Below are 19,625 nucleotides of genomic sequence, written 5' to 3'. Positions count from 1 at the left end.
CTTGATCGTCTTTGGATGTGTTTTTTCAAATGCATTCAACTTCGACTTTTTGCAGCAATATTGACGAGAAAAAGGAATAATGCGTGCTTCAGAAATGAGAAAGGGCAATGAACATGATTGAAAGGAAACGCGGGATCTACCAGGGAAGAAACAAATCATCGGCTTACAAAGATCTTGTGTGGACGGTAGCCACGTCGTCGGATACGTCTCTCGATATTATTGGGCAAACCGAACTTACGTTGAAAACCATCCAAAATAACCTGATTGAATTGAACAGTGACAAATCCAAAATCCTGTCTGCTCAGGTTTACATCGCCAACATGTCCGATAAGCCTACAATGGACAAAGTTTGGTGCGACTGGATGGGAAGCAACCCCGATCACTGGCCTCAAAGAGCGTGCTTAGGTGTGGAGCTAGAAGGGGATGTATTGATTGAAGTCACTGTGACCGCAATCCGGACCAGTGCTTTTTAATTTACTTATTTCACAATTTTCAATCATTTGTATTACATATCAGAATTTAGGAACTAGTATAAAAACTCTAAATCAAGGATGGATAGTATGGATTCAATGCTTAAAGACTTTCCTGTGGTAACTGAAATTCAAGTTGCTTGGGGAGAAATGGATGCACTTCAGCATGTGAATAATGTGGTGTATTTCCGCTATTTTGAAACCGCTCGACTCGATTACTTCAATAAAATCGGTCTTTTAGTCGATATGTCTAAAACGCACATAGGTCCCGTGTTACGAGATACACAGTGTCGGTACAAATTGCCGATCACCTATCCAGACACCCTTTTTATTGGCAGCCGAGTTATCGACATCCAAGATGATCGTATTACGATGGAATACCAAGCGTTCAGTAAGAAGTGGGGAAAAGTCGCGACAATCGGCACCGCGACAGGAGTGATGTTTGATTTTAAAGACAATGTTAAAACCGATATTCCAGAGAGTGTAAGAGCTTCGATTTTAGCGTTAGAAAAGCAGGTAGGAAACGCACTGGATAAATAACCTCAGCTCTGGAATACCTGATCAAAAAAGCCAAACAAGAATAACTCTGTTTGGCTTTTTGATTCTTTAGTCTTTGTTATTCCTAGCGGCGGGAGTTTCGATTTTTCGAGGAGCGCTCTTTGTGAGCAGAAGCCGCTTTAGCTTGTGACTTTAAAATAGAATCAACGGTTAATACCATTGGATCTTTCGGCTTAAGACCATGTGGAAACGTGCGAGCACGGGGCGGCAAGTCATATTCTTCAGCGGAAGCTCGTGGCATACGTTTGAAGCGGTAAAGGTAGAAGTTTTCGATCTTCTCTCTCGCCCAATCGGTCTTTTTCAAATACTTAACGCTGCTTGCTATCGATGGCTTGGTATTAAAGCAGTTGAATCGCATTGCGGTATCAAGAATATCCCAACCGTAAAAATCGACCAATTCTTGCAGCAAGGTTTCTAGCTTAAGCCCATGTAATGGGTTGTTTTGTTGCAGTTCAATTCTTTCTTCATCTGTCATCATAGCAAGTTCCTAAATTCTTACGCTTACCGAAGCAGGTTGGGTCTAGTTCAGAAAGGCAGGACTCTAACAGAAATTTGCCTGTTACCCTACCGCAATACTCAATCTATAGATAAGAAGCTGCTGAACCTAGCACCTTGAATATATTCTAGCCGAATCCGCTTACTTTCCGGCGACACCGTCCATGACTTTTGTAAGTAGCCGAAGTAACTCTTGCTGTTCCTTTTCTTCTAAGTGAGATAACGCATTTTGATTCACTTGGTTAGCCAAAGGCTGCAACGTCCCTTTTAGCTTTCGACCTTCCTCTGTTAGATAGATTCGGTAAGAACGGCGGCTATTCGGGTCGGCTTGTCTTTCAACCCAGCCACGCTCTTCCAGTTTATCGAGGGTTCTGGTGGTCGTAGAGTTTTCGATACGAGATTTATCCGAAAGCTCTCGCTGAGTCATACCTTCTTGTTCCCAAAGGCACATCATGGTGGGCCAAAAACTTTTTGGAAAATCGTGGTTAGCCAGCTCTTGTTCTAGTAGTTTTGCGACATGCGCTGCGACAACGTTCACTTTCCACCCAAAGCTTTTTTCTCTTTCAAATATTTCGCTCATAGTCATCTCTTATGCAAGTGCAACTATTGCAATGGTAACGGAAATTGCCATTGCTAGCACCACTAAGGCACGAATATTCGAAGCAAAATAGACGGTTACGTTAGTGTTTATGTGTTTTTGAATGCCTGTCACCATTGCCCACGTTAGTGGTATGCCTTTGTATTTATAAAAAACGATGGCTCCGACATGCAAAGCAATGAGGGCGGGAAGGAGCCTAGCACAGATCATATGCATGCTTTCAATAACGAAAAATACATCGTCTGTTAAGACGTTTTCTGCAAATGCTAACCCATCAAACTGCCCTGCGATTGCCATTCCAGAAAAGCATTGAAATAACAACGCGAATATCATCAAGAACGCCATCCACCCCCCTGCTGGGTTGTGCCCAATTTGGTTTGATTTTCGGGTCTTAACGTACCGAACGACGGCACAGGGTGATGCCAAAAATTGCTGAAAACGGCTGGTTGTGCTCCCCACTAACCCCCAGCATATCCGCCATATCAACAAGGTGAAAAGTACAAGTCCTATTTGGATGTGTGGTCCATTACCTGAAAAACCTGATCCTAACAGTGCAATAAATAATACGGCTTGTAGCCAGTGGTAAATACGAGTTGGTAAATCCCAAATTTTCATAATGTCGCCTTTTAGTTGATTGCCTTTCCAATAATGTAATTTGCAATTATTGCAAATGCAACTGTTGTGTTGTAAATTATTTTGGTCGTAACAAAAAGGCGCACATAACGGCGTCAATCGAACTTATAGGTGTCCAAAAGATGAGAGCGTCTAACAAAAGGTTTACCAAGCTAGTGACATACATGGCGTTGTTTATGCCAGCCTGTGTATTGGCAAAGCACGACGATGTCATTGAATCGAGACAAGAAGCATTTTCGATTATTGAAACCAAGACCGATGAAGCCGTCGAATTGATCGGGAAGTCTGAAATAGATTGGAACGCGGCACTTAAAGCGAGTGATGTTCTGGTTGAAAACAGCGGCTTATTGTTCAATGCGTTTCCACACGGAAGCGAGAGTGGGAGTAAGGCAAAAGCATTAGTTTGGAGTAAGCCTGAAAAGTTTGATGCCCTGTTGGTTGAACTTCACAACGGGTATGTCTCTTTTCAGCAAGGGAGTAAAGAGCAGGATTTATCGTTAGCGGAACAAGGGTTAAAGCAGGCAGAAAAGACGTGTCGCTCTTGTCACCGAAGCTATCGATCGCGTTGGTAGGCACAAAATATATTTGCTGAAAGGCAAACACTCGGTCTCTTCGCAAACTCTGTATCCAGCGAAGATATCGAAAATCATTATAAATTGAGGTAAACCATGAATAAATTTTCTAAAGCTGTTTTTCTGGTAGGCGCTATGTTGTTCACAATGTCGGTCAATGCGGTTGATTTTGGTGTTGAATTGGCATGGAACACGAAAGACCACTCCAAAGTACTGAAAGCGATGCCTGAGCAAAAGGCTGCATTCGGACAATTGATTGAGAAGGGTGATGTCAAAGATATGTACATTTATGATAGCGAATTGGACGGAAAGCCCACTCGCTTGATTCGCTTTGTGATCAGTGGAGACAATGAGCAGCAAGTAAGAGCGACACTTAAAGATCTGCCTTTGTACAAACAAGATCTAGTGAAGATTGCCGCGATACAAGCATTGGGGCAAAAGTGGCTAGATAAAACGCCTATGGTGTACAACTATGGTATTACCATGACTTGGAAAGATGGCGTTGATCCAATAGAAATAGACCGAGTACTGGGGATTGATCTGCAGCGTGTGGTTAGCTTAAATCAAGCGGGCTTTTTGACCTCTGCATATTTGAATACTCAACAGGTAAGTGACGGCGTAACAAGACCCGTTTACCATGTTGCCTTTATCGCCAAAGATGAAGCTCATGTCCGCGAATTAGCAAAACAATTTGAAGCTATTCGTATGGACTATGCCGATATTCGGGTTCAGCCCTTGGGTAACAAAGTCAATTTGGACGCACTACTCGGAAAGTGATCGTGTATTCCTCGCTTTTATAAGCCCAGAGATAGGGCAGCTTCGGCTGCCTTTTTAGTGAGCGTGGAAAAGCGCTTTTAGTGAGAGTGGAAAAGTGCTTTAAGTGAGAATAGAAAAGCGGATGATTAGTAGATAGAAAAAATGGGTGATCGGTTGAATTCGTAGGACGTAAGAAAGGAGGGTGAAATCAAAGCACCGACTTTTGAGGTTTTATGAAAACAAAAAGAATCCGCTTAATTTTGGGCGATCAACTGAACTATCAGCATTCTTGGTTTCGCCAAGTGGACGAATCGACGCTTTATCTGGTAGCGGAGCTAAAACAAGAAACGGATTACGCGCAGCACCACATACAAAAGGTATGCGCTTTCTTCTCTGCAATGGAAGCCTTCTCTTGTTGGTTGTTAGATTCGGGTCATCAAGTTAAGTATATGACGTTGGATGACACACAAGCCTACAAAGACCTCTCTGAACTTCTGACCCAGTTGTGTCGACAAACTGGGGCTGCATATCTTGAATACCAAAATCCAGATGAATTTCGCTTAGCTCAGCAATTAGAATCTTTACGCATTGAGGGAGTAGAAATTCGAAATGCAGACACAGAACATTTCATGTTGAATGCGGAGCTCATTCCTGCCCAGTTTCCTAAAGGGAAGCATGTATTAATGGAGCACTTTTATCGGCGTATGCGTAAGCAATATGGCATTTTGCTGGATGCGAACGATAAGCCAATTGGAGGTAAGTGGAACTACGACGCTAATAATCGCAAGAAGCTCAAACTCGCTGATATTGAACAGCTTCCCGAGCCGCTTATGTTCGCTAATGATGTTGATGGCATCTTACAGCGTTTGGAAAGGCACGAAGTAAAAACCATCGGGCATATCGATGGCTCCCTGCTCTGGCCGGTAAATCGTTCTCAAGCACTGAACTTGTTGGCGCATTTTTGCCAGGTTTGCTTACCCCTTTTTGGCACTTTTCAAGATGCGATGACCAAGCAACATAAAGCCAAATGGAGTCTGTATCACAGCCGCCTGTCTTTTGCGCTCAATGCAAAAATATTGTCGCCAATGGAAGTCGTAGATGCTGCACTCACTTGCTATGAGCAACCCAATAGCATGGTATCACTTGATCAAATCGAAGGATTCGTACGTCAAATAATCGGTTGGAGAGAATACATTCGTGGGGTTTATTGGGCAAACATGCCGGAATACGCACAGAAGAATCATTTGAATGCCACGCGCCCGCTTCCTCGTTACTTTTGGACGGGCGAAACTCGTATGCACTGCATGAAACAAGCGATTAATCAGTCGTTAGATTACGCCTATGCCCATCACATTCAACGTTTGATGATCACGGGGAATTTCTCGTTGGTAACAGGGTGTCACCCTGATGAAGTCGATGCTTGGTACTTGGGTATCTACGTAGATGCGATTGAATGGGTCGAAATGCCGAATACTCGCGGGATGGCACTGTTTGCCGATGGTGGAATGGTTGCGACCAAACCTTATGCAGCCAGCGGCTCTTACATCAATAAAATGAGTGATTACTGCAAAGGGTGCCACTACGACGTTAAGCAGCGAAGCGGTGATACAGCCTGTCCGTTTAATGGGTTTTACTGGCGATTCATGAACCAACACCGAGAATTGCTTAGTAAGAATCCACGTATCGGAATGATCTACAGAAGCTGGGACAACATGAATTTAGAAGTGCAAGAGGCGATCTTAAAGACCGCGGATATGAATTTACAACGTATTGAGGAGCTCTAACTTGAATAGATTGGTGGTGGCAGGAAACGGAGGTATTGGTCTGGCAATGGTGAAACACTTGCTAAAAGAATACCTCGAAGATGGCGTTTTCGCGACGTATCGACGCAAGCTGCCAGAATTATCTGATCCGAATTTACGTTGGATACAAATGGATGCTGCTAGCGACGATTCCGTAAAAAATGCCCTAGGTCGAATTCAATCATTAGATTGGGTCATCAACGCTGCTGGCTTTTTGCATTCACACGACCATTCACCAGAAAAGAATATTCAGCAAATAGACAGTGCGTATTTTATAGAAGCGATGAATTCTAATGCCCTGCCTTCGCTTTTGCTAGCCAAGTACACCTTTCCCTTACTCAGAAAAAGTCACCACCCTATGTTTACCGCGATTTCAGCTAAAGTCGGCAGTATCAGCGATAACCGTTTAGGTGGTTGGTATAGCTACCGAGCATCCAAAGCGGCGCTGAACATGATCATTAAAACAATGAGTATTGAGTGGAGTCGCACACTTCCCAAAGCAACCGTACTCGCTTTGCATCCGGGTACTACCGACACTCATCTCTCTGAGCCTTTTCAGCGTAATGTTCCTGAAGGTAAGTTGTTTACTCCAGAGCGAGTTGCACGCGATCTGATTGCCGTCATTGAAAGTGCCGAACCATCGCAAAGTGGGCAACTGCTGGCTTACGATGGCTCGGTTATTCCTTGGTAGAATGCTTTCCCGTTCAATTCACCTTACCTAACACTTTTAGCTCTTGAATATTATTCCACGCTTGTAAGTGTATATTTATAGGATCATTGTTTCCGTTGCAGGTAAGGCGAATAAAGTTAATGCCAGATCTCTGAATGGATATAGGGATGAACTCCGTTGTGTTTCCGGGGGTAACTGTGCTGTTTAACGGCTCAAAATCGATGCCATTATTACCGACTTCTACATCAATGAAGTATTGGCGAACATTCCCTTTAGCCTGTGCAATAAGCAGTTGAGTCACGTAGCTTGTGCTCGAGAGTTCAACAAGGAAATGAATGCCTGTTCCTTTTGCTGTCCATTTCGTGGTGATGTCTCCGCCGATTGCCATTTGTGGTGTGTGATTGACGCGCGTTACAGAGGCGTTTACGTTTTTTATCAATAACTCACTTTCTAGAGAGGAAGCGCGGTAATCTCCCAAGAACCCTAAATATCGACTGTCAAATGGGTTCGTATTTTGCGGGTGGAGTGATGGGAAAATCACATCAACCCCTTCTTCGCTTAACCCCATCCATCGACAGAGCGTCGCGCCCATCTGTTCGGAAGATTGAGTAGGAATGAACTTATTCCCGTAGGCGTTCTCTCCATCTCGTACAAACTCAGGGAAAGTACCGTAATTCACGCCGCCATTAATGGCGTTACCCACCACAATTTGATTACTGCCCCAACCATGATCGGTGCCTTTATTACTATTATTTTGAATCGTACGACCAAAGTCCGACATCGAAAATGTCACCACTTGGTCAGATAAATTGAGCTCATCTAGGGTCATGTGAAAGGCGCTCACCGCTTGGTCTATCGCACCCAACAGCCCATCATGTTTGCTTCGTTGATTGCTGTGATTATCAAACCCGCCCATATGAACAAAAAATACTTGCCGGCTGTGCCCTAACGAACTCGCGGCTTGCATAATCCTGCGAACCATTTGAAGTTGCTTCCCTAAATAGGAACTGGGGATACGCGTATCAGCTGGGTAAGTATTAAGAATGGTGTCAATTTCTACTTGGAAATCGAGAATGCCCTGCAACCGATTTACATATTCTTGTTGGAAGGGAGAGTCAAACGTTGTCGCGGTTAATTTCTTAAACTGATTGTTTACTCCGTTCGAATGGCTGATTGGGTACATTGCTCTCACACCACCGGAGGACACCTGAATATCGTTTGAACTGCTTCCGGTGAGCAGTGAATTTCCGGTAAAGGAAATAGAATCCGACACAATGGCAGCGTCGTTACTTAAAATATCCATCATCATGCCTGCCCAGCCATATGGGTGGTATTCGCCGTCCCCCCAACTGGTCTGCCACGCTTTTTGTTGTTTATTGTGAGCGCCCAAATTGCTGGGTTTTTTAACATCACTCCAATTGGTTTTGTCTGTCGGCTCTATCAGGGTACCAATGTTGACCAATGTGGTGGCGGTACCTTCGTTCATCATGGCGGCGAGGTTCGGCATCGCTGCGTTAAGTGCGACTGCTTGATTTGCCTCTGTGTTGGGAATGGGTAACGAATGTTCTGGCAATACGTGAATATCGGGTCGGGCGGTAACGTAATCGGAATAGTGGGCACCACCATCGGGTATCAGCAAATTAAAAGAGTCATTACCGCCATGCAAAAATAGACAGACAAGCGCTTTGTAATCGTTGTGTTCACTTGCCAGTGCATTGGATGTAGGTATCGTTAGAGATAGAGGCACCATGCCAGAAAGGGCAGTTGCAGATGAACCTTTTAAAAAATCTCTGCGTGTAATAGACATAAGGTCACTCCTGTACCATGAATTCTGGGGAAATCAGCGCCATAAACAGCATTTTTGGCACGGCGTAATACTTGTTGTTGTGTCCATCGTAAATCGCAGCAACACGCTCAAGGACATTAGGTGATCCACTCCCATTGAGAAAACGTGCATTAATGGCTTCGATTAACTCATCTCGTTTCCCTGCTTGCGCCAGTTCTTCTAAGTCAACGGGGGCAATGTAGAGCTCTGTTTGCGTATTCGAGGTACTGCGGTTTTGACCAAAATCCAATAGCGAGCGGTAAAAGAGGTTCGATAAATCAATGAGTGATTGCCAGTCGATGATTGAAAGCTCAGGAGAAGTAAGATTCCGATCCAGCAAGTCACCGGATGGGGTATCGCTGGGTTGGAAAAAATTAAACACCGACGGCGCGCCGAGAGGGTATTGTCTGAACGTGTTTTTGTAGTCCATAGGGTTATAAACAATATCGCCATTTTTGCCGGGGTAGGCATCCATTGCGCGGTACAGGTAGGTCATTGCTAATATGGGCTCTCGTACTTTGGCAAGTTGAGGGCTAGCTGGCTCCAGAGTTGCGGGGTCGGTGAGTATTGCTCGAATTACATAAGACAAATCACCATCTGAAACAGTAAATGCACTCGCGACGCGAGCAACGTAATCTTGGGTGGGGTTGGAAGTGACTAAGCGCTTAATCAATAGCGTGCAGATAAATGGGGCAGTGTTTGGGTGTCGGCTGATTTGAAGTAAAAATTGTTCTAGATCTTGCAAAGCGGTTTGCCCAGCAGCGTATTGCTCACCTAGAATCCACTTCTCATTCATGTCGTGACATTCATTATTCTCAACCATGGGGCTGATCAGATTTTCGCCGTCGATCTCCCAACCCGTAAATACACGAGAAAGTGCTTCAATGTCTTGGTCGGTATAGGTTTCAAGCCGGGTTCCTGTGCCGTCCGATACGGCAGTGCCATCATTGTTGAGGGTATATAGCCCAATTGAAAATAACTGCATCACTTCCCGAGCGTAGTTCTGATCCGGTAGCTGCCCAGTCATGTTTTCGGGCTTATTACCAGCCATGGTCAGAAATGTCCCCATAACAGGGGAAAGCGTTACGCTTCTGAGTAAATCGATGTATCGACCAAATGCCCCATCGAGCAGTAGATCATAGTAATGGGCTAGCGCTTCAGGATGCCCGGTGAGATTAGCGTCGCGATCGCTTACGACAAAGATTTCACTGAGTGCCAATGCGACCCGCTGCCTTAGCTGTGCCGGATCCCATAACGCGGAATCGAACCAAGCGCCGACACGACACTCTTGGGTAGGCTCGTCCAAATTGCGTTGTGTTTGTTGGTACAGAGTACGCTCTAATTGGTTAAAATGGGGGAGTTCGATTTGTAGGTTTATCCATGAATCTCGGTCGTCCAGTGTTTGAAATGTTGCGAGTTCATCCTGTTTAACGCCCATGGTAGCCATGTCCAGAAAACGCGATGCTTGCTGGTGGGTCAAGTTCTCCATATTTTTCTCCTAACTAAGCTGACATTGCTTTATTTATTGGCTCACTGTTTGATTTTGTTTTGCGAGCTCAATTAAGAGTAATTATGAAAATGATTGTGCTATCAGTATTTATTTTGAACAAAAAATGAAAAATAGTTTGATGATATCCTCACTTTTTATGAGATTGAATGTTTATGAAAAAGGGAGAGTTTCGACCATTTCTTCACTTCGAGAAAATAGTCGGAAATATCTAGGCTTTGTACTATTTTTGTAGCACGAGATTATGGGTTTTAGCTTTTGATGTTTGTTGAGCATGCCTTTCTAATCGGCTCACTTTCTCCAGTTGGTAAGAAGATCAATGAATGCTTCAATGAAGAATGTATGCTCTACTAACAGTAATCAAAAGTACCGAACCATCGAAAAGTGAGTTGTTATTGGCTTACGATGGCTCGGTTATTCCTTGTTCGTTCCGTTAGGCGATTTCGACAGTATCGCCATTGTCCTTATGCGGTTTGCGTGTTCGTCGCAAGGTCCAAAGTTGGAAGAGGTGATAGGGTCAGTGCCGAAACAAAAACTAAGATTTAGATCAACAGAGCTAATTTTTAGCAAATCTAAGTATCAACAGACATTAACTACCAAAGATATCGCTCCACTTTTTTTTGCATGCCTGTTCGAATGACGCATCGTTCGAGAAACCTAGCCTTGAGAGCATGGTGCTTCGCTCACTGTCGCTGAAAATAAGCGCGTCGTGATTACCTGGAAGAGTACCGCGAATGACTTCCAGACAGGTCTTGTGATTGGCTGGGTCAGCGAGGTAACCGTCGAGTGTTTTATTGATTTTCCAACGTGAAGAAATACACAACCCAACGCTTTCTTGCCCACGACAGGCAGCCAGCTCAGATGCTTGGGTAAACTGGGATTTCGGGATGGTGATGTCCAGTTTATCTTCTATGTATCGGAAAAGATCCCTTTCACCATAGATATCATCACCGTGGCTAAGCCAACGGTCGATCGTTGGAAAATACAGCATGGAGTGACTCGTAGAAAATGGCGATACATCGGCAGGCAACTTGTTGTCACCCAAAATAATCGATGATGGAATATTCAGAGTTTTTGCTAACGAGTGGATAATTCGAGTTGCACTGTGGCAGCCCTTAATTGCCATGTGCGGAGTTCTCAATCGAAGGAAGGAAAACGGAACTGGCATGTATCTGGGTACATCAATACTGCTTTCCACATCAATAGCGGTGGATTGTCCAGCTTTGTTCTTGTAGAAGATGTCGGTGCTGGATCCGTGTTCAAATTTCTGAGTCAGTGTAAACAGTTCTCTTAGCACGTCTTCTTGAGTACTTGAAGATGAAATTTTCGAGCTTAAGCTTTTCATTAACCATTGGTAGTTCTCATAGGGAGCTGAATTGTAGACATAGGTAAATTTAGGTGAGAAGAACGAAGCAATATCAGTAATTGTCACCGAATCGAGTGAAGGGTGTGCGTTGATAAAACGACGAGACTTGGTATTCAACATTTCATAAGGTGTGTAAGCCATCAGAACGTTTTTCTCTTTCCACATCGAATGCAGCTCTTGAGAAGTATTATTGGTAAGGCTCCATGGAACACGGTCATTTACATCCATCCAGAGTGCTAAGGCAATATGACTTGCGATGATCTGAGTCGTTTTATAAAAAGGGGTAGCGTGTTCCTGCCAATCTTGGCAGTTTTGCTCAATATGGTTAATTTTGCAGGCAAGTTCTGTTTTATGCCGCTCCTGATAGGGTAGGTGTTTCGTTTTTTCAGAACAGGTCTCGCCAGAAATAATCGCGCATCGCTGAATATTGGGCTCTGGTTGAAAGTCTATATGGTTTCCTTGTCCAGATTCTAGGAGCTCTAATGCATCGCCAACTTTTGTGGTCAAAAACATTCTTCTGCCTTGAATCCAATCATCTACCACAGGTTGGATTCGTTTTAGTACAGGTTCTTTCACGAGGTAGTCTTCTGCACCAATAGCGGTGACTACGGCTTTTGTTATGTGCTGGTTGTTCGGATCGGATAAAAAAGATTGGTACTTCGGAGGCATTGCACCCCAGCTGTATTGTTCAAATAAACTAGGCTCTTTAGGTGCTATTTGAGCACTGGAATTGAACGCAGAAAGCAGTGATGTCGATACCACAAAAATGGTGAAAAAGGGCTTAGAGAGTGTCACAGAAAGATCCTTTATGGTCTAATTAATAAATAATCAGCCAAGGATGTTAATTTTATAAAATGCAGTTATCAATGGGGGTTTAGGGCTTCTATGATGGCTGTTCAACTATAAAAATCAGATTGTAAGATATCTTATATTTGAGCTTTATATGTAAATATAAAGTTGTTATTTTGTTTATCAAAAATGGACAGTTCATAAATTTTTTGTACAGAAACAGGGGCTCTAAAAATTGGCTCCCCATTCTTTGCGAGTTAAACCTATGAGCCTGCCATCTTGAGATCACTTGGGTATAAAAGCGTTAGTTTTTCCAGTTGGTCAGAAGCTCAATGAGCGCTTCAATGGCCAGATTCATGTCTTCGCTAGTGGTAAATTCAGCGGGGTTGTGGCTTAACCCATTTTCACTCCGGACAAACAGCATGCCCATTGGGGTAAGATCGGCCATGGCTGAGGCGTCGTGGGTTGCCCCTGAAGGCAAGATGAAATCCGGCTGCCCTATATTGCTTAAGGCGCTTTGCAATTGGAATTGAAGCGCAGGTGAACATGGTTGGGCGATTTGCTCGTAAGTTTTGGAAGCGCTGACGTCCAACCCTCGTTCTTCTGCCAGTTTTTGCGCATAGTGGTGGAAGTGTTTTCCTGCAGCGAGGCGAATGTCGTCATCGGGGGAACGAATTTCGATGCTGAAGGCTGCGTGGCTAGGGATGGCGTTGACAACATTCGGTTCAACATTGAGCCTGCCAACGGTGGCTTTTAATTCGGGGGTAGAGCGTGCATGTGTTTCTACCTCGGCTATCAGTAGGGCGGCAGCGCTCAATGCATCTTTTCTGAGTTCCATTGGGCAAGTTCCTGCGTGTGCCGATTCACCAACAAATTGGACTTCGTGTCGCTCTATCCCACAAATGGCACTTACCACACCAAGTGCCAAATCATTCGCTTCTAAAATTGGTCCTTGTTCTATATGGACTTCCAAATAACCCAGCAGTTCTTGCGGGTCTCGGGCAAGCAAGCCCAAATCATCGCCTGATAACCCAAACTGAGCCATGGCTTCTTGAATGCTAAAACCATCCGCATCTTTTAATGCCATAACCGATGGATCCAGTGTACCAGCCAGTGCTCTTGGCCCTATCAATGCTGTTGGGAAGCGCACACCTTCTTCATCGGCAAACGCCAAAATTTCGACCGAAAAGGGCAGTTCAACGCCTTGCTCGAGTATGTTTTTTAAGGCGATGATAGGCAGTACGATGCCCATGATGCCATCGTATTTGCCACCTTTGCGAATGGAATCTTGGTGAGAGCCAAAAAGTAACGTCTTGGAAGAAACTGGGCTGTTATAGCGTCCAATCAAGGTGCTAGCGTTATCGAGCCTAATTTCGAGCCCAGCTTGCTCCATCCATATCGTCAGCTGATTGAGTGTTTCTCTATGTTCGATCGTGAATGGTCTGCGTGTTACGCCTTCTTGTGTTTCTGAAAACTGGGCAAGCTGGCTTAACCAGTCTTGAGCTATTGCGCCGTAATTCTTCATGAATGATTCTCTGGTTTATGGTGGGTGGGGACGGATGTAAGCCAGCGCTGATATTGCTGGTCACAAGTTTTGTCATACAGATTCTGTAGCGCTTTGACGGGATCAGTACTGTCATCAATTCGAAGCGACAGGGGCGGATTAGAGGGTGAAACAATCAAAAGAGCGGCAGATTGGAGCCCTCGAATATCGCCACCTGCGAGTTCACCCAATGCCAACGCCTGAATCAACCGTTGGGCAAAAGGCAAAGTCGATGTTTGAGCGAATGCAGCCATTCGGGACAACACTTCCTCGCTTGCTAATAAGTTTCCTGCCGCAATACCGTGATCAAACTGAATGCTCCCTCTGTATCGAGTGTTTTTGGCGCCCGTGTATACCGCACTTTGCCCGTGAATGTTCAGTGCTGAGAGCTGACGATACTCTTTTCCCTTATCGCACATGACGACTTTTTCGAGTGCTAATTGAGGCAAAAGCCCGTCTTTCATCAATGAGAGCACATCGTTGCCCCATAGCGTACTGGGGTCGGAGCCTTGTGAAGCGGAAACCCCGCTTAATGGATCCGCGCGTAGCACCCATCCACCCACGCATAGGTTTCCTGTTGCGGCTACGCCTCCAATGGCGTCGCTTTGTGGATCTTTCATCAGCAACGAAAAAGTCATTTGCCGTCCTCTTGCCTATGCTTAAAAACTAAGCGAATTGTTATGGTCACTTTCTATTTATCATAATAAATACTTGCGACATTATATTTATCATGATAAATCTGTTTAAACAATAGTCAGGATGAGTAAAAAACACACTAAGGAAGGAGAAAGCACAATGAACGTGTTCCACCGACTACTCACAATAGGCGTAATGTTGATTGGGGTATTGATCCCAAATACACACGCGCAAACGCCGCCAAATGTATTGATTGTTGGGCAGATCGCAGAGCCCAAAAGCTTAGATCCGCAGGCTGTCACGGCGGTGAACGATTTCCGTATTTTGATGAATGTCTATGAAGGTTTAGTTCGCTACAAAAATGGCGCGCTGGAAGTTGAGCCTGCACTAGCCACAGATTGGACGATCAGTGAAGACGGAAAAACTTACACCTTTTCTCTGCGCGAAGGCGTGAAGTTTCACGACGGAAGCCGTTTTGATGCAGAGGCGGTGAAGTTTAACTTTGACCGTATGTTGGATGAAAACCACCCATACCATAATACAGGACCGTTTCCTCTCTCCTTTTTCTTCTCTGCCATTGAGAACGTAAAAGTGGTTAACAGCAATACGGTCGAGTTTACGCTTAATGCCCCTTATGCCCCTTATGCCCCATTCTTGTCCAACCTTGCTTACCCTACGGGGCTTATCGTGTCACCGGACGCAGTGAAAAAGCACAAAAAGGATTTTGGTCGTCACCCTTCTGGTACAGGCGCATTCAAATTTGCTGAATGGGAATCCAACGCCAAAGTGGTTGTCGTGAACAATGGAGACTATTGGGGAGAGAAAGCCAAATTGGAAGCGGTCGTTTTCCGCCCAATTACCGATGCCAACACTCGCGTAGCGGAAATGTTGGCAGGCAGCCTAGACATCATGGTCGAAGTTCCGCCCAATGCTCTAGCTGAATTTAACTCTGATCGCTTTTCGGTTGAGCAGCAAGCGGGTCCACACGTTTGGTTCTTAATCCTAAATGCGAAAGAAGGGCCATTTGCAGATAAGCGTGTGCGTCAAGCAGCAAACTATGCGATCAACAAAAAAGCGTTAGTCGAAAACGTTCTCGAAGGCACTGCGGAAGTGGCGGCTGGTCCCACACCACCTGCGTTTGCATGGGCATACAATGAGTCTTTAGAGCCGTACCCTTATAACCCAGAAAAAGCCAAAGCACTGTTGAAAGAAGCGGGTGTTGAAGGAGCAAAACTGACGTTTTACGTAACGGAAGGCGGTTCAGGCATGTTGGATCCTATTCCTATGGGTACTGCCATTCAGGCGGATCTCAAAGCCGTTGGGTTAGATGTGAGCATCGAAACGTACGAATGGAATACGTTCCTTGGCAAAGTTAACCCAGGGCTAGAAGGGAAAGCTGACATGGCAGAAATGGCGTGGATGACAAACGATCCCGATACGCTGCCTTACCTTGCGCTGCGCACACAAGCTTGGCCAGATAAAGGAGGCTTCAACTCGGGTTACTACTCCAACCCAGAAGTAGATAAGCTGCTTAATGCCGCACGTGAATCCACTGTTCTAGCGGAGCGAGCGAAGTTATACAAAGAGATGCAAAAGATCGTTCAAGAAGATGCACCTTGGGTCTTCGTAGCTAACTGGAAGCAAAATGCCGTCACCAGTTCTGCGGTCAATGATTTTGCTCTGCAGCCTTCTTTCTTCCTGCTTTTGAATAACGTGAGTAAGTAATGTGTTTACCACGTTTTTCACTTAATACGCTTTTCATTAGCTAAGCTTTGACTAACTGAGATTTTCATTAACTAAGCTTAGAATTATTGAGCAGACAGCAGCCGGAGCTTTCGCTCCGGTTCTTATTTCCCAAATACCAATGGAGTAAAGGTATGGGTCAATACCTGTTGCAAAGGCTGATAGCGTCGGTGCCTGTTTTATTTGGCATTACGGTGATTGTGTTTTTAATCATGTCTTTGATTCCCGGCGATCCTGCCACGGCGATATTAGGATCGTACGCGACGCCTGAAAATGTCCAAAAACTGAACCAAGAACTGGGGCTCGATAAAAGCCTGATAGAGCAATACTTTATTTGGGTATCGAACCTGCTTCAAGGCGATTTGGGGCGTTCATACTCTCTTAATCGCCCAGTACTAGACGAGGTTTTGGAGCGTTTCAACGCCACCTTGATTCTTGCAGGAACCAGCTTTGTTCTGTGTGCCTTTTTTGGTGTAGTGGTTGGTGTGGTGTCGGCCGCTCGACAGTTTTCATTGACCGATAGACTCACGACATTGGTTGTTTTACTTGGCATCTCCATTCCTTCGTTTTTCTTAGGAATGATGATGATTCTTCTGTTTGCGATACAACTTCGTTGGTTCCCCGTTTCTGGCATATACGCCATTTACGGTGGAGGCGATCTGCCCGATCTCATCGCTCACTTAGTAATGCCTTCATTGGCTTTGGCTTCGGTTGCAACAGGTGTCATTGCTCGCTTGGCTCGCTCCGCCATGTTGGAAGTGCTGCGGTTGGATTACATCCGTACGGCTCGAGCAAAAGGCGTAAGTGAGCATTCGGTGGTTTGGAAGCACGCCCTGAAAAGCGCCATGGTATCGATCATTCCTGTGCTTGGGATACAGGCTGGGTTTGTGATTTCAGGTGCGGTTTATATCGAAATGGTTTTCCAGTGGCCGGGTATAGGTCGAATGTTGGTGAACGGGATTTTGCAGCGAGACATTTTACTGGTTCAAGGCGGCGTGGTGTTTGTCGCCATGTGCTATGTACTGTTCAACATTGCCGTGGATATGATGCAAAGCTGGTTAGACCCGAGGATCCGTTCATGAAGTTGTTTTTTTCGTTGTTGCTGAGGAACCCTCTAACCGCGATCGCGTTGGTCGTCTTTAGCTTGCTTATAGCGACGATTGCCTTGACGCCATGGCTAGGGTTGCAAGATCCCAATGCCATTAATACTGCCAACAAATTTTTGCCCGTCTTTTCTCCAAACCATGTTTTAGGCACCGATCATTTAGGTCGGGACTTGTTCTCTCGGCTATTGTGGGGAACGCAACTCAGTTTACTGGTGGGTATTTCTGCCTCAGTGGGGGCTGCTGTTATTGGGAGCACGATAGGTATTGTGGCAGGGTACTTTGGCGGCCGCGTGGATAATGTATTCATGCGCACTATTGATATGCTGATGGCATTCCCTTACATCCTTTTGGCTCTCGCCATTGTGGCGGCGCTCGGTCCCGGTCTAATGAACGCGCTTCTTGATGAATTACGTCGAGAGCGAGGTGTCGCTATATTGTTTATCACCCATGATTTTGGTGTGGTCTCGCAGCTATGCGATCGCGTAGCGGTGATGTACGCTGGCGAAATCGTGGAAGAGGGCAGAACAGGCGACGTTCTAACGTCGGCAAAACACCCGTATACCCGCAGGCTCATTCAATGCGTTCCTGAATTGGGACGCGGGAAAACACATTTACACGCCATTGAAGGATTACCGCCTCTCACTAGCGACCTACCCACTGGATGTAACTTTGCTGCGCGTTGCACCAAAGCGACGGAATCGTGCCATCAGCAGCCTCCTACACAAGAACGTGAAGGGGAGCGATTTGTACGTTGTCATTACCCAGAGGAGGCGAAAGCATGAGTACTATTTTGAGCATACAGTCATTGTCGAAAACTTACTGGGTATCAAAAGGGTGGTTTAATCAAAACAGAAAAGGGGTAAAAGCACTGAACGACTTAACGTTGAATGTTGAGCACGGAGAGACGTTAGGCATTGTAGGGGAATCGGGGTGCGGTAAATCGACATTGGCGCGTATGCTGGTGGGCTTATTGGAGCCGAGCAGCGGAGACCTAGAATTCACGCAAGACGATTCGCAAGGTAGTTCGCAATTAGGGCAACACATACAGTACGTCTTTCAAGATCCCGTCAGTTCCCTTAATCCAAGAAGAACGATAAAAGCCTCGATGGAAGCCCCACTTAAGGCGCTTCACCAACTCGCCAAATCAGAGCGAGAGAAACGTATTCTAGATGCCTTTCAGCAAGTCAGCCTTAGGGAAGAGTTCCTAGAGCGCTACCCCCACGAATTTTCCGGTGGTCAGGCTCAACGGATTGGGATAGCAAGAGCACTGGTCGCTAAACCAGAAATCTTGGTGTTAGATGAGCCCGTTTCAGCATTGGATGTCTCTGTGCAGGCACAAGTGCTTAATCTATTAGCCGACATAAAAGAAAAAAATAACCTGACATACCTGTTTATTAGCCATGACTTAGCGGTGGTTGAAGCCGTGAGCGATCGCGTGGCAGTGATGTATTTTGGGTCATTAGTCGAGCTGGGTCGTGCAGAACAGATTTTCAAATCACCCAAACACCCTTACACTAAGTTGCTAGCGGAAAGTGCCCCAGTGGTCGGCAGGTCGATTCAAGTACCAGACAAAGAAACCGAACTGCCAGATCCTCTTAACCCGCCAAAAGGGTGTGCTTTTGCTTCCCGCTGTCCAAACGCCAGTATCCAATGCATGGAAAGCGTTCCGAAATTGAACGAGCTAGAAGGAAATCAGTTTGTCGCGTGCCACCACCCCGTTCACCAGTAACAGTCTGAACCAAGAAAACACCGCTAAATTGAGGCGGCCGTATCGTGCTGCTGAAGCTATAAAGCAGTGGATTGTGGAACACGGGCTTCAACCGGGTGACCCTTTGCCTCAGGAGCATGTCTTGATCGAGATGTTTAAAATGTCGAAGGGTACGATCCGAGAAACCATGCGTATCTTGGAAGTTCAGGGGCTCATACGCACTCGTACTGGTCCTAAAGGTGGGGCATTCGTTAACGCGGTTTCAGAGCCATTGGCCAGTAACCTGTTGAGTAACTACTTCTACTTTCAAAACCTTTCTGTATCGGACATTTACCAACTGCGCCGTACACTGGAGCCGGAACTTGCCGCTTCCTTAGCGGGGAAGCTGGAAGAAGCCGATTTACAGCGGTTAGAAAGTATCATCAATAAATATACTGAGCCTGCTAAGAACTTAGAAGAAGAGCGAGATCATCATGTCGACTCGCTGCAATTTCACATCGTATTAGCGGAATTGGCAGACAACTCTATGCTTGGGTTTATGATTCGATTTATGAGCAGAATGCTGACGGATATGACGGTGTCCCGCGAATTGTATAACCCACCCAATAGAGAGCTGTGGGCCAAAGGTACTGCCTATCAATTAAAGCTAATTGATGCGCTTAGACGAGGGGATTCAGAGTTGGCAAGAGACATCATGGTCGAGCATATGACGATGGCTCAGGAGCGCATGGAAAAACAAGAATTAGAATTATCTAAGCGCTTTTTACCGCCCGTAGGGCATGACTGATTTTTAATCTAAAGAGCTTTTTTGTAGAGCCATAAGTACAACACAAACTTATGCAATCTTT

At 45.4% G+C, this 19,625-nt stretch carries 19 protein-coding genes; 11 read left to right on the top strand and 8 right to left on the bottom strand.

What is annotated here, in order from left to right:
- The first annotated feature begins 113 nt into the window (after positions 1–113).
- Positions 114–473: a RidA family protein gene (locus tag Q8W40_RS14065; RefSeq protein WP_305398043.1), complete on the top strand. Its 360-nt coding sequence runs from the start codon at positions 114–116 to the stop codon at positions 471–473.
- An 87-nt stretch (positions 474–560) separates the two neighbouring features.
- Positions 561–1,010, top strand: a complete 450-nt coding sequence (locus tag Q8W40_RS14060) for an acyl-CoA thioesterase (RefSeq protein WP_305398041.1) — start codon at positions 561–563, stop codon at positions 1,008–1,010.
- Between the two features lie 82 nt (positions 1,011–1,092).
- On the opposite strand, the gene Q8W40_RS14055 is transcribed toward Q8W40_RS14060, so the two are convergent.
- From Q8W40_RS14055 to Q8W40_RS14045, 3 genes are all read right to left on the bottom strand, one after another.
- The gene (locus tag Q8W40_RS14055; protein ID WP_305398039.1) at positions 1,093–1,506 is read right to left on the bottom strand and encodes a VF530 family DNA-binding protein; all 414 of its coding nucleotides are present in this window, start codon (positions 1,504–1,506) and stop codon (positions 1,093–1,095) included.
- Positions 1,507–1,665: 159 nt separating this feature from the next.
- On the bottom strand, positions 1,666–2,103 hold the full coding sequence (locus Q8W40_RS14050) for a MarR family winged helix-turn-helix transcriptional regulator (RefSeq protein WP_305398037.1): 438 nt from the start codon (positions 2,101–2,103) through the stop codon (positions 1,666–1,668).
- A 9-nt stretch (positions 2,104–2,112) separates the two neighbouring features.
- Positions 2,113–2,736 (bottom strand): cytochrome b/b6 domain-containing protein, encoded by a 624-nt coding sequence (locus tag Q8W40_RS14045; RefSeq protein ID WP_305398036.1) that lies wholly within the window; start codon positions 2,734–2,736, stop codon positions 2,113–2,115.
- Positions 2,737–2,876: 140 nt separating this feature from the next.
- Here Q8W40_RS14045 and Q8W40_RS14040 point away from each other — a divergent pair, with 140 nt between their 5' ends.
- The 4 genes from Q8W40_RS14040 (at position 2,877) to Q8W40_RS14025 (ending at position 6,575) form a co-directional block, all read left to right on the top strand.
- Complete coding sequence (locus Q8W40_RS14040) at positions 2,877–3,326, top strand: c-type cytochrome (protein WP_305398034.1); 450 nt, start codon at positions 2,877–2,879, stop codon at positions 3,324–3,326.
- A gap of 96 nt (positions 3,327–3,422) precedes the next feature.
- The gene (locus Q8W40_RS14035) at positions 3,423–4,103 is read left to right on the top strand and encodes a hypothetical protein (RefSeq protein WP_305398033.1); all 681 of its coding nucleotides are present in this window, start codon (positions 3,423–3,425) and stop codon (positions 4,101–4,103) included.
- 212 nt (positions 4,104–4,315) lie between these two features.
- Entirely contained in the window at positions 4,316–5,866 is a 1,551-nt protein-coding gene (locus Q8W40_RS14030) for a cryptochrome/photolyase family protein (protein WP_305398032.1), read from the top strand.
- Between the two features lies 1 nt (position 5,867).
- Entirely contained in the window at positions 5,868–6,575 is a 708-nt protein-coding gene (locus tag Q8W40_RS14025) for an SDR family oxidoreductase (RefSeq protein ID WP_305398030.1), read from the top strand.
- Between the two features lie 13 nt (positions 6,576–6,588).
- Here the strand turns inward: Q8W40_RS14025 and Q8W40_RS14020 are convergent, their stop codons facing one another.
- The 5 genes from Q8W40_RS14020 to Q8W40_RS14000 all read right to left on the bottom strand — a co-directional run bounded on the left by Q8W40_RS14020 (position 6,589) and on the right by Q8W40_RS14000 (position 14,222).
- Positions 6,589–8,361, bottom strand: a complete 1,773-nt coding sequence (locus Q8W40_RS14020) for a DUF1501 domain-containing protein (RefSeq protein WP_305398029.1) — start codon at positions 8,359–8,361, stop codon at positions 6,589–6,591.
- A 4-nt stretch (positions 8,362–8,365) separates the two neighbouring features.
- Entirely contained in the window at positions 8,366–9,868 is a 1,503-nt protein-coding gene (locus Q8W40_RS14015; RefSeq protein WP_305398027.1) for a DUF1800 domain-containing protein, read from the bottom strand.
- A 607-nt stretch (positions 9,869–10,475) separates the two neighbouring features.
- On the bottom strand, positions 10,476–12,047 hold the full coding sequence (locus tag Q8W40_RS14010; RefSeq protein ID WP_305398025.1) for a hypothetical protein: 1,572 nt from the start codon (positions 12,045–12,047) through the stop codon (positions 10,476–10,478).
- Between the two features lie 298 nt (positions 12,048–12,345).
- On the bottom strand, positions 12,346–13,566 hold the full coding sequence (locus tag Q8W40_RS14005) for a M20 family metallo-hydrolase (RefSeq protein ID WP_305398024.1): 1,221 nt from the start codon (positions 13,564–13,566) through the stop codon (positions 12,346–12,348).
- Entirely contained in the window at positions 13,563–14,222 is a 660-nt protein-coding gene (locus tag Q8W40_RS14000) for a DUF1028 domain-containing protein (protein WP_305398023.1), read from the bottom strand. Before Q8W40_RS14000 ends, Q8W40_RS14005 begins: the two co-directional genes overlap by 4 nt.
- A 157-nt stretch (positions 14,223–14,379) precedes the next feature.
- Between Q8W40_RS14000 and Q8W40_RS13995 the strand changes: the two genes are divergently transcribed.
- The 5 genes from Q8W40_RS13995 to Q8W40_RS13975 all read left to right on the top strand — a co-directional run bounded on the left by Q8W40_RS13995 (position 14,380) and on the right by Q8W40_RS13975 (position 19,564).
- Positions 14,380–15,945 carry an ABC transporter substrate-binding protein gene (locus Q8W40_RS13995; RefSeq protein ID WP_305398020.1) on the top strand — a complete coding sequence of 522 codons (1,566 nt, stop codon included), beginning with the start codon at positions 14,380–14,382 and terminating at the stop codon, positions 15,943–15,945.
- Between the two features lie 152 nt (positions 15,946–16,097).
- Positions 16,098–17,045: an ABC transporter permease gene (locus Q8W40_RS13990; RefSeq protein ID WP_305398018.1), complete on the top strand. Its 948-nt coding sequence runs from the start codon at positions 16,098–16,100 to the stop codon at positions 17,043–17,045.
- Positions 17,042–17,851, top strand: a complete 810-nt coding sequence (locus Q8W40_RS13985) for an oligopeptide/dipeptide ABC transporter ATP-binding protein (RefSeq protein WP_305398016.1) — start codon at positions 17,042–17,044, stop codon at positions 17,849–17,851. Before Q8W40_RS13990 ends, Q8W40_RS13985 begins: the two co-directional genes overlap by 4 nt.
- Complete coding sequence (locus tag Q8W40_RS13980; RefSeq protein WP_305398014.1) at positions 17,848–18,798, top strand: ABC transporter ATP-binding protein; 951 nt, start codon at positions 17,848–17,850, stop codon at positions 18,796–18,798. The genes Q8W40_RS13985 and Q8W40_RS13980 overlap by 4 nt, the downstream gene beginning before the upstream one ends.
- Positions 18,767–19,564, top strand: a complete 798-nt coding sequence (locus Q8W40_RS13975) for a FadR/GntR family transcriptional regulator (RefSeq protein WP_305398012.1) — start codon at positions 18,767–18,769, stop codon at positions 19,562–19,564. The genes Q8W40_RS13980 and Q8W40_RS13975 overlap by 32 nt, the downstream gene beginning before the upstream one ends.
- Positions 19,565–19,625 lie beyond the last annotated feature (61 nt).

This window comes from Vibrio penaeicida (assembly GCF_030689305.1).
Taxonomy (GTDB): Bacteria; Pseudomonadota; Gammaproteobacteria; order Enterobacterales; family Vibrionaceae; genus Vibrio; species Vibrio penaeicida_B.
This window is presented reverse-complemented; position numbering and strand designations above follow the sequence as displayed.

What these genes read in the sequence shown, in the direction of transcription:
- Q8W40_RS14065 (WP_305398043.1), top strand. Translation starts at nt 114, where the DNA reads ATGATTGAAAGGAAACGCGGGATCTACCAGGGAAGAAACAAATCATCG.
- Q8W40_RS14060 (WP_305398041.1), top strand. Translation starts at nt 561, where the DNA reads ATGGATTCAATGCTTAAAGACTTTCCTGTGGTAACTGAAATTCAAGTT.
- Q8W40_RS14055 (WP_305398039.1), bottom strand. Translation starts at nt 1,506, where the DNA reads ATGATGACAGATGAAGAAAGAATTGAACTGCAACAAAACAACCCATTA.
- Q8W40_RS14050 (WP_305398037.1), bottom strand. Translation starts at nt 2,103, where the DNA reads ATGAGCGAAATATTTGAAAGAGAAAAAAGCTTTGGGTGGAAAGTGAAC.
- Q8W40_RS14045 (WP_305398036.1), bottom strand. Translation starts at nt 2,736, where the DNA reads ATGAAAATTTGGGATTTACCAACTCGTATTTACCACTGGCTACAAGCC.
- Q8W40_RS14040 (WP_305398034.1), top strand. Translation starts at nt 2,877, where the DNA reads ATGAGAGCGTCTAACAAAAGGTTTACCAAGCTAGTGACATACATGGCG.
- Q8W40_RS14035 (WP_305398033.1), top strand. Translation starts at nt 3,423, where the DNA reads ATGAATAAATTTTCTAAAGCTGTTTTTCTGGTAGGCGCTATGTTGTTC.
- Q8W40_RS14030 (WP_305398032.1), top strand. Translation starts at nt 4,316, where the DNA reads ATGAAAACAAAAAGAATCCGCTTAATTTTGGGCGATCAACTGAACTAT.
- Q8W40_RS14020 (WP_305398029.1), bottom strand. Translation starts at nt 8,361, where the DNA reads ATGTCTATTACACGCAGAGATTTTTTAAAAGGTTCATCTGCAACTGCC.
- Q8W40_RS14015 (WP_305398027.1), bottom strand. Translation starts at nt 9,868, where the DNA reads ATGGAGAACTTGACCCACCAGCAAGCATCGCGTTTTCTGGACATGGCT.
- Q8W40_RS14005 (WP_305398024.1), bottom strand. Translation starts at nt 13,566, where the DNA reads ATGAAGAATTACGGCGCAATAGCTCAAGACTGGTTAAGCCAGCTTGCC.
- Q8W40_RS14000 (WP_305398023.1), bottom strand. Translation starts at nt 14,222, where the DNA reads ATGACTTTTTCGTTGCTGATGAAAGATCCACAAAGCGACGCCATTGGA.
- Q8W40_RS13995 (WP_305398020.1), top strand. Translation starts at nt 14,380, where the DNA reads ATGAACGTGTTCCACCGACTACTCACAATAGGCGTAATGTTGATTGGG.
- Q8W40_RS13990 (WP_305398018.1), top strand. Translation starts at nt 16,098, where the DNA reads ATGGGTCAATACCTGTTGCAAAGGCTGATAGCGTCGGTGCCTGTTTTA.
- Q8W40_RS13985 (WP_305398016.1), top strand. Translation starts at nt 17,042, where the DNA reads ATGAAGTTGTTTTTTTCGTTGTTGCTGAGGAACCCTCTAACCGCGATC.
- Q8W40_RS13980 (WP_305398014.1), top strand. Translation starts at nt 17,848, where the DNA reads ATGAGTACTATTTTGAGCATACAGTCATTGTCGAAAACTTACTGGGTA.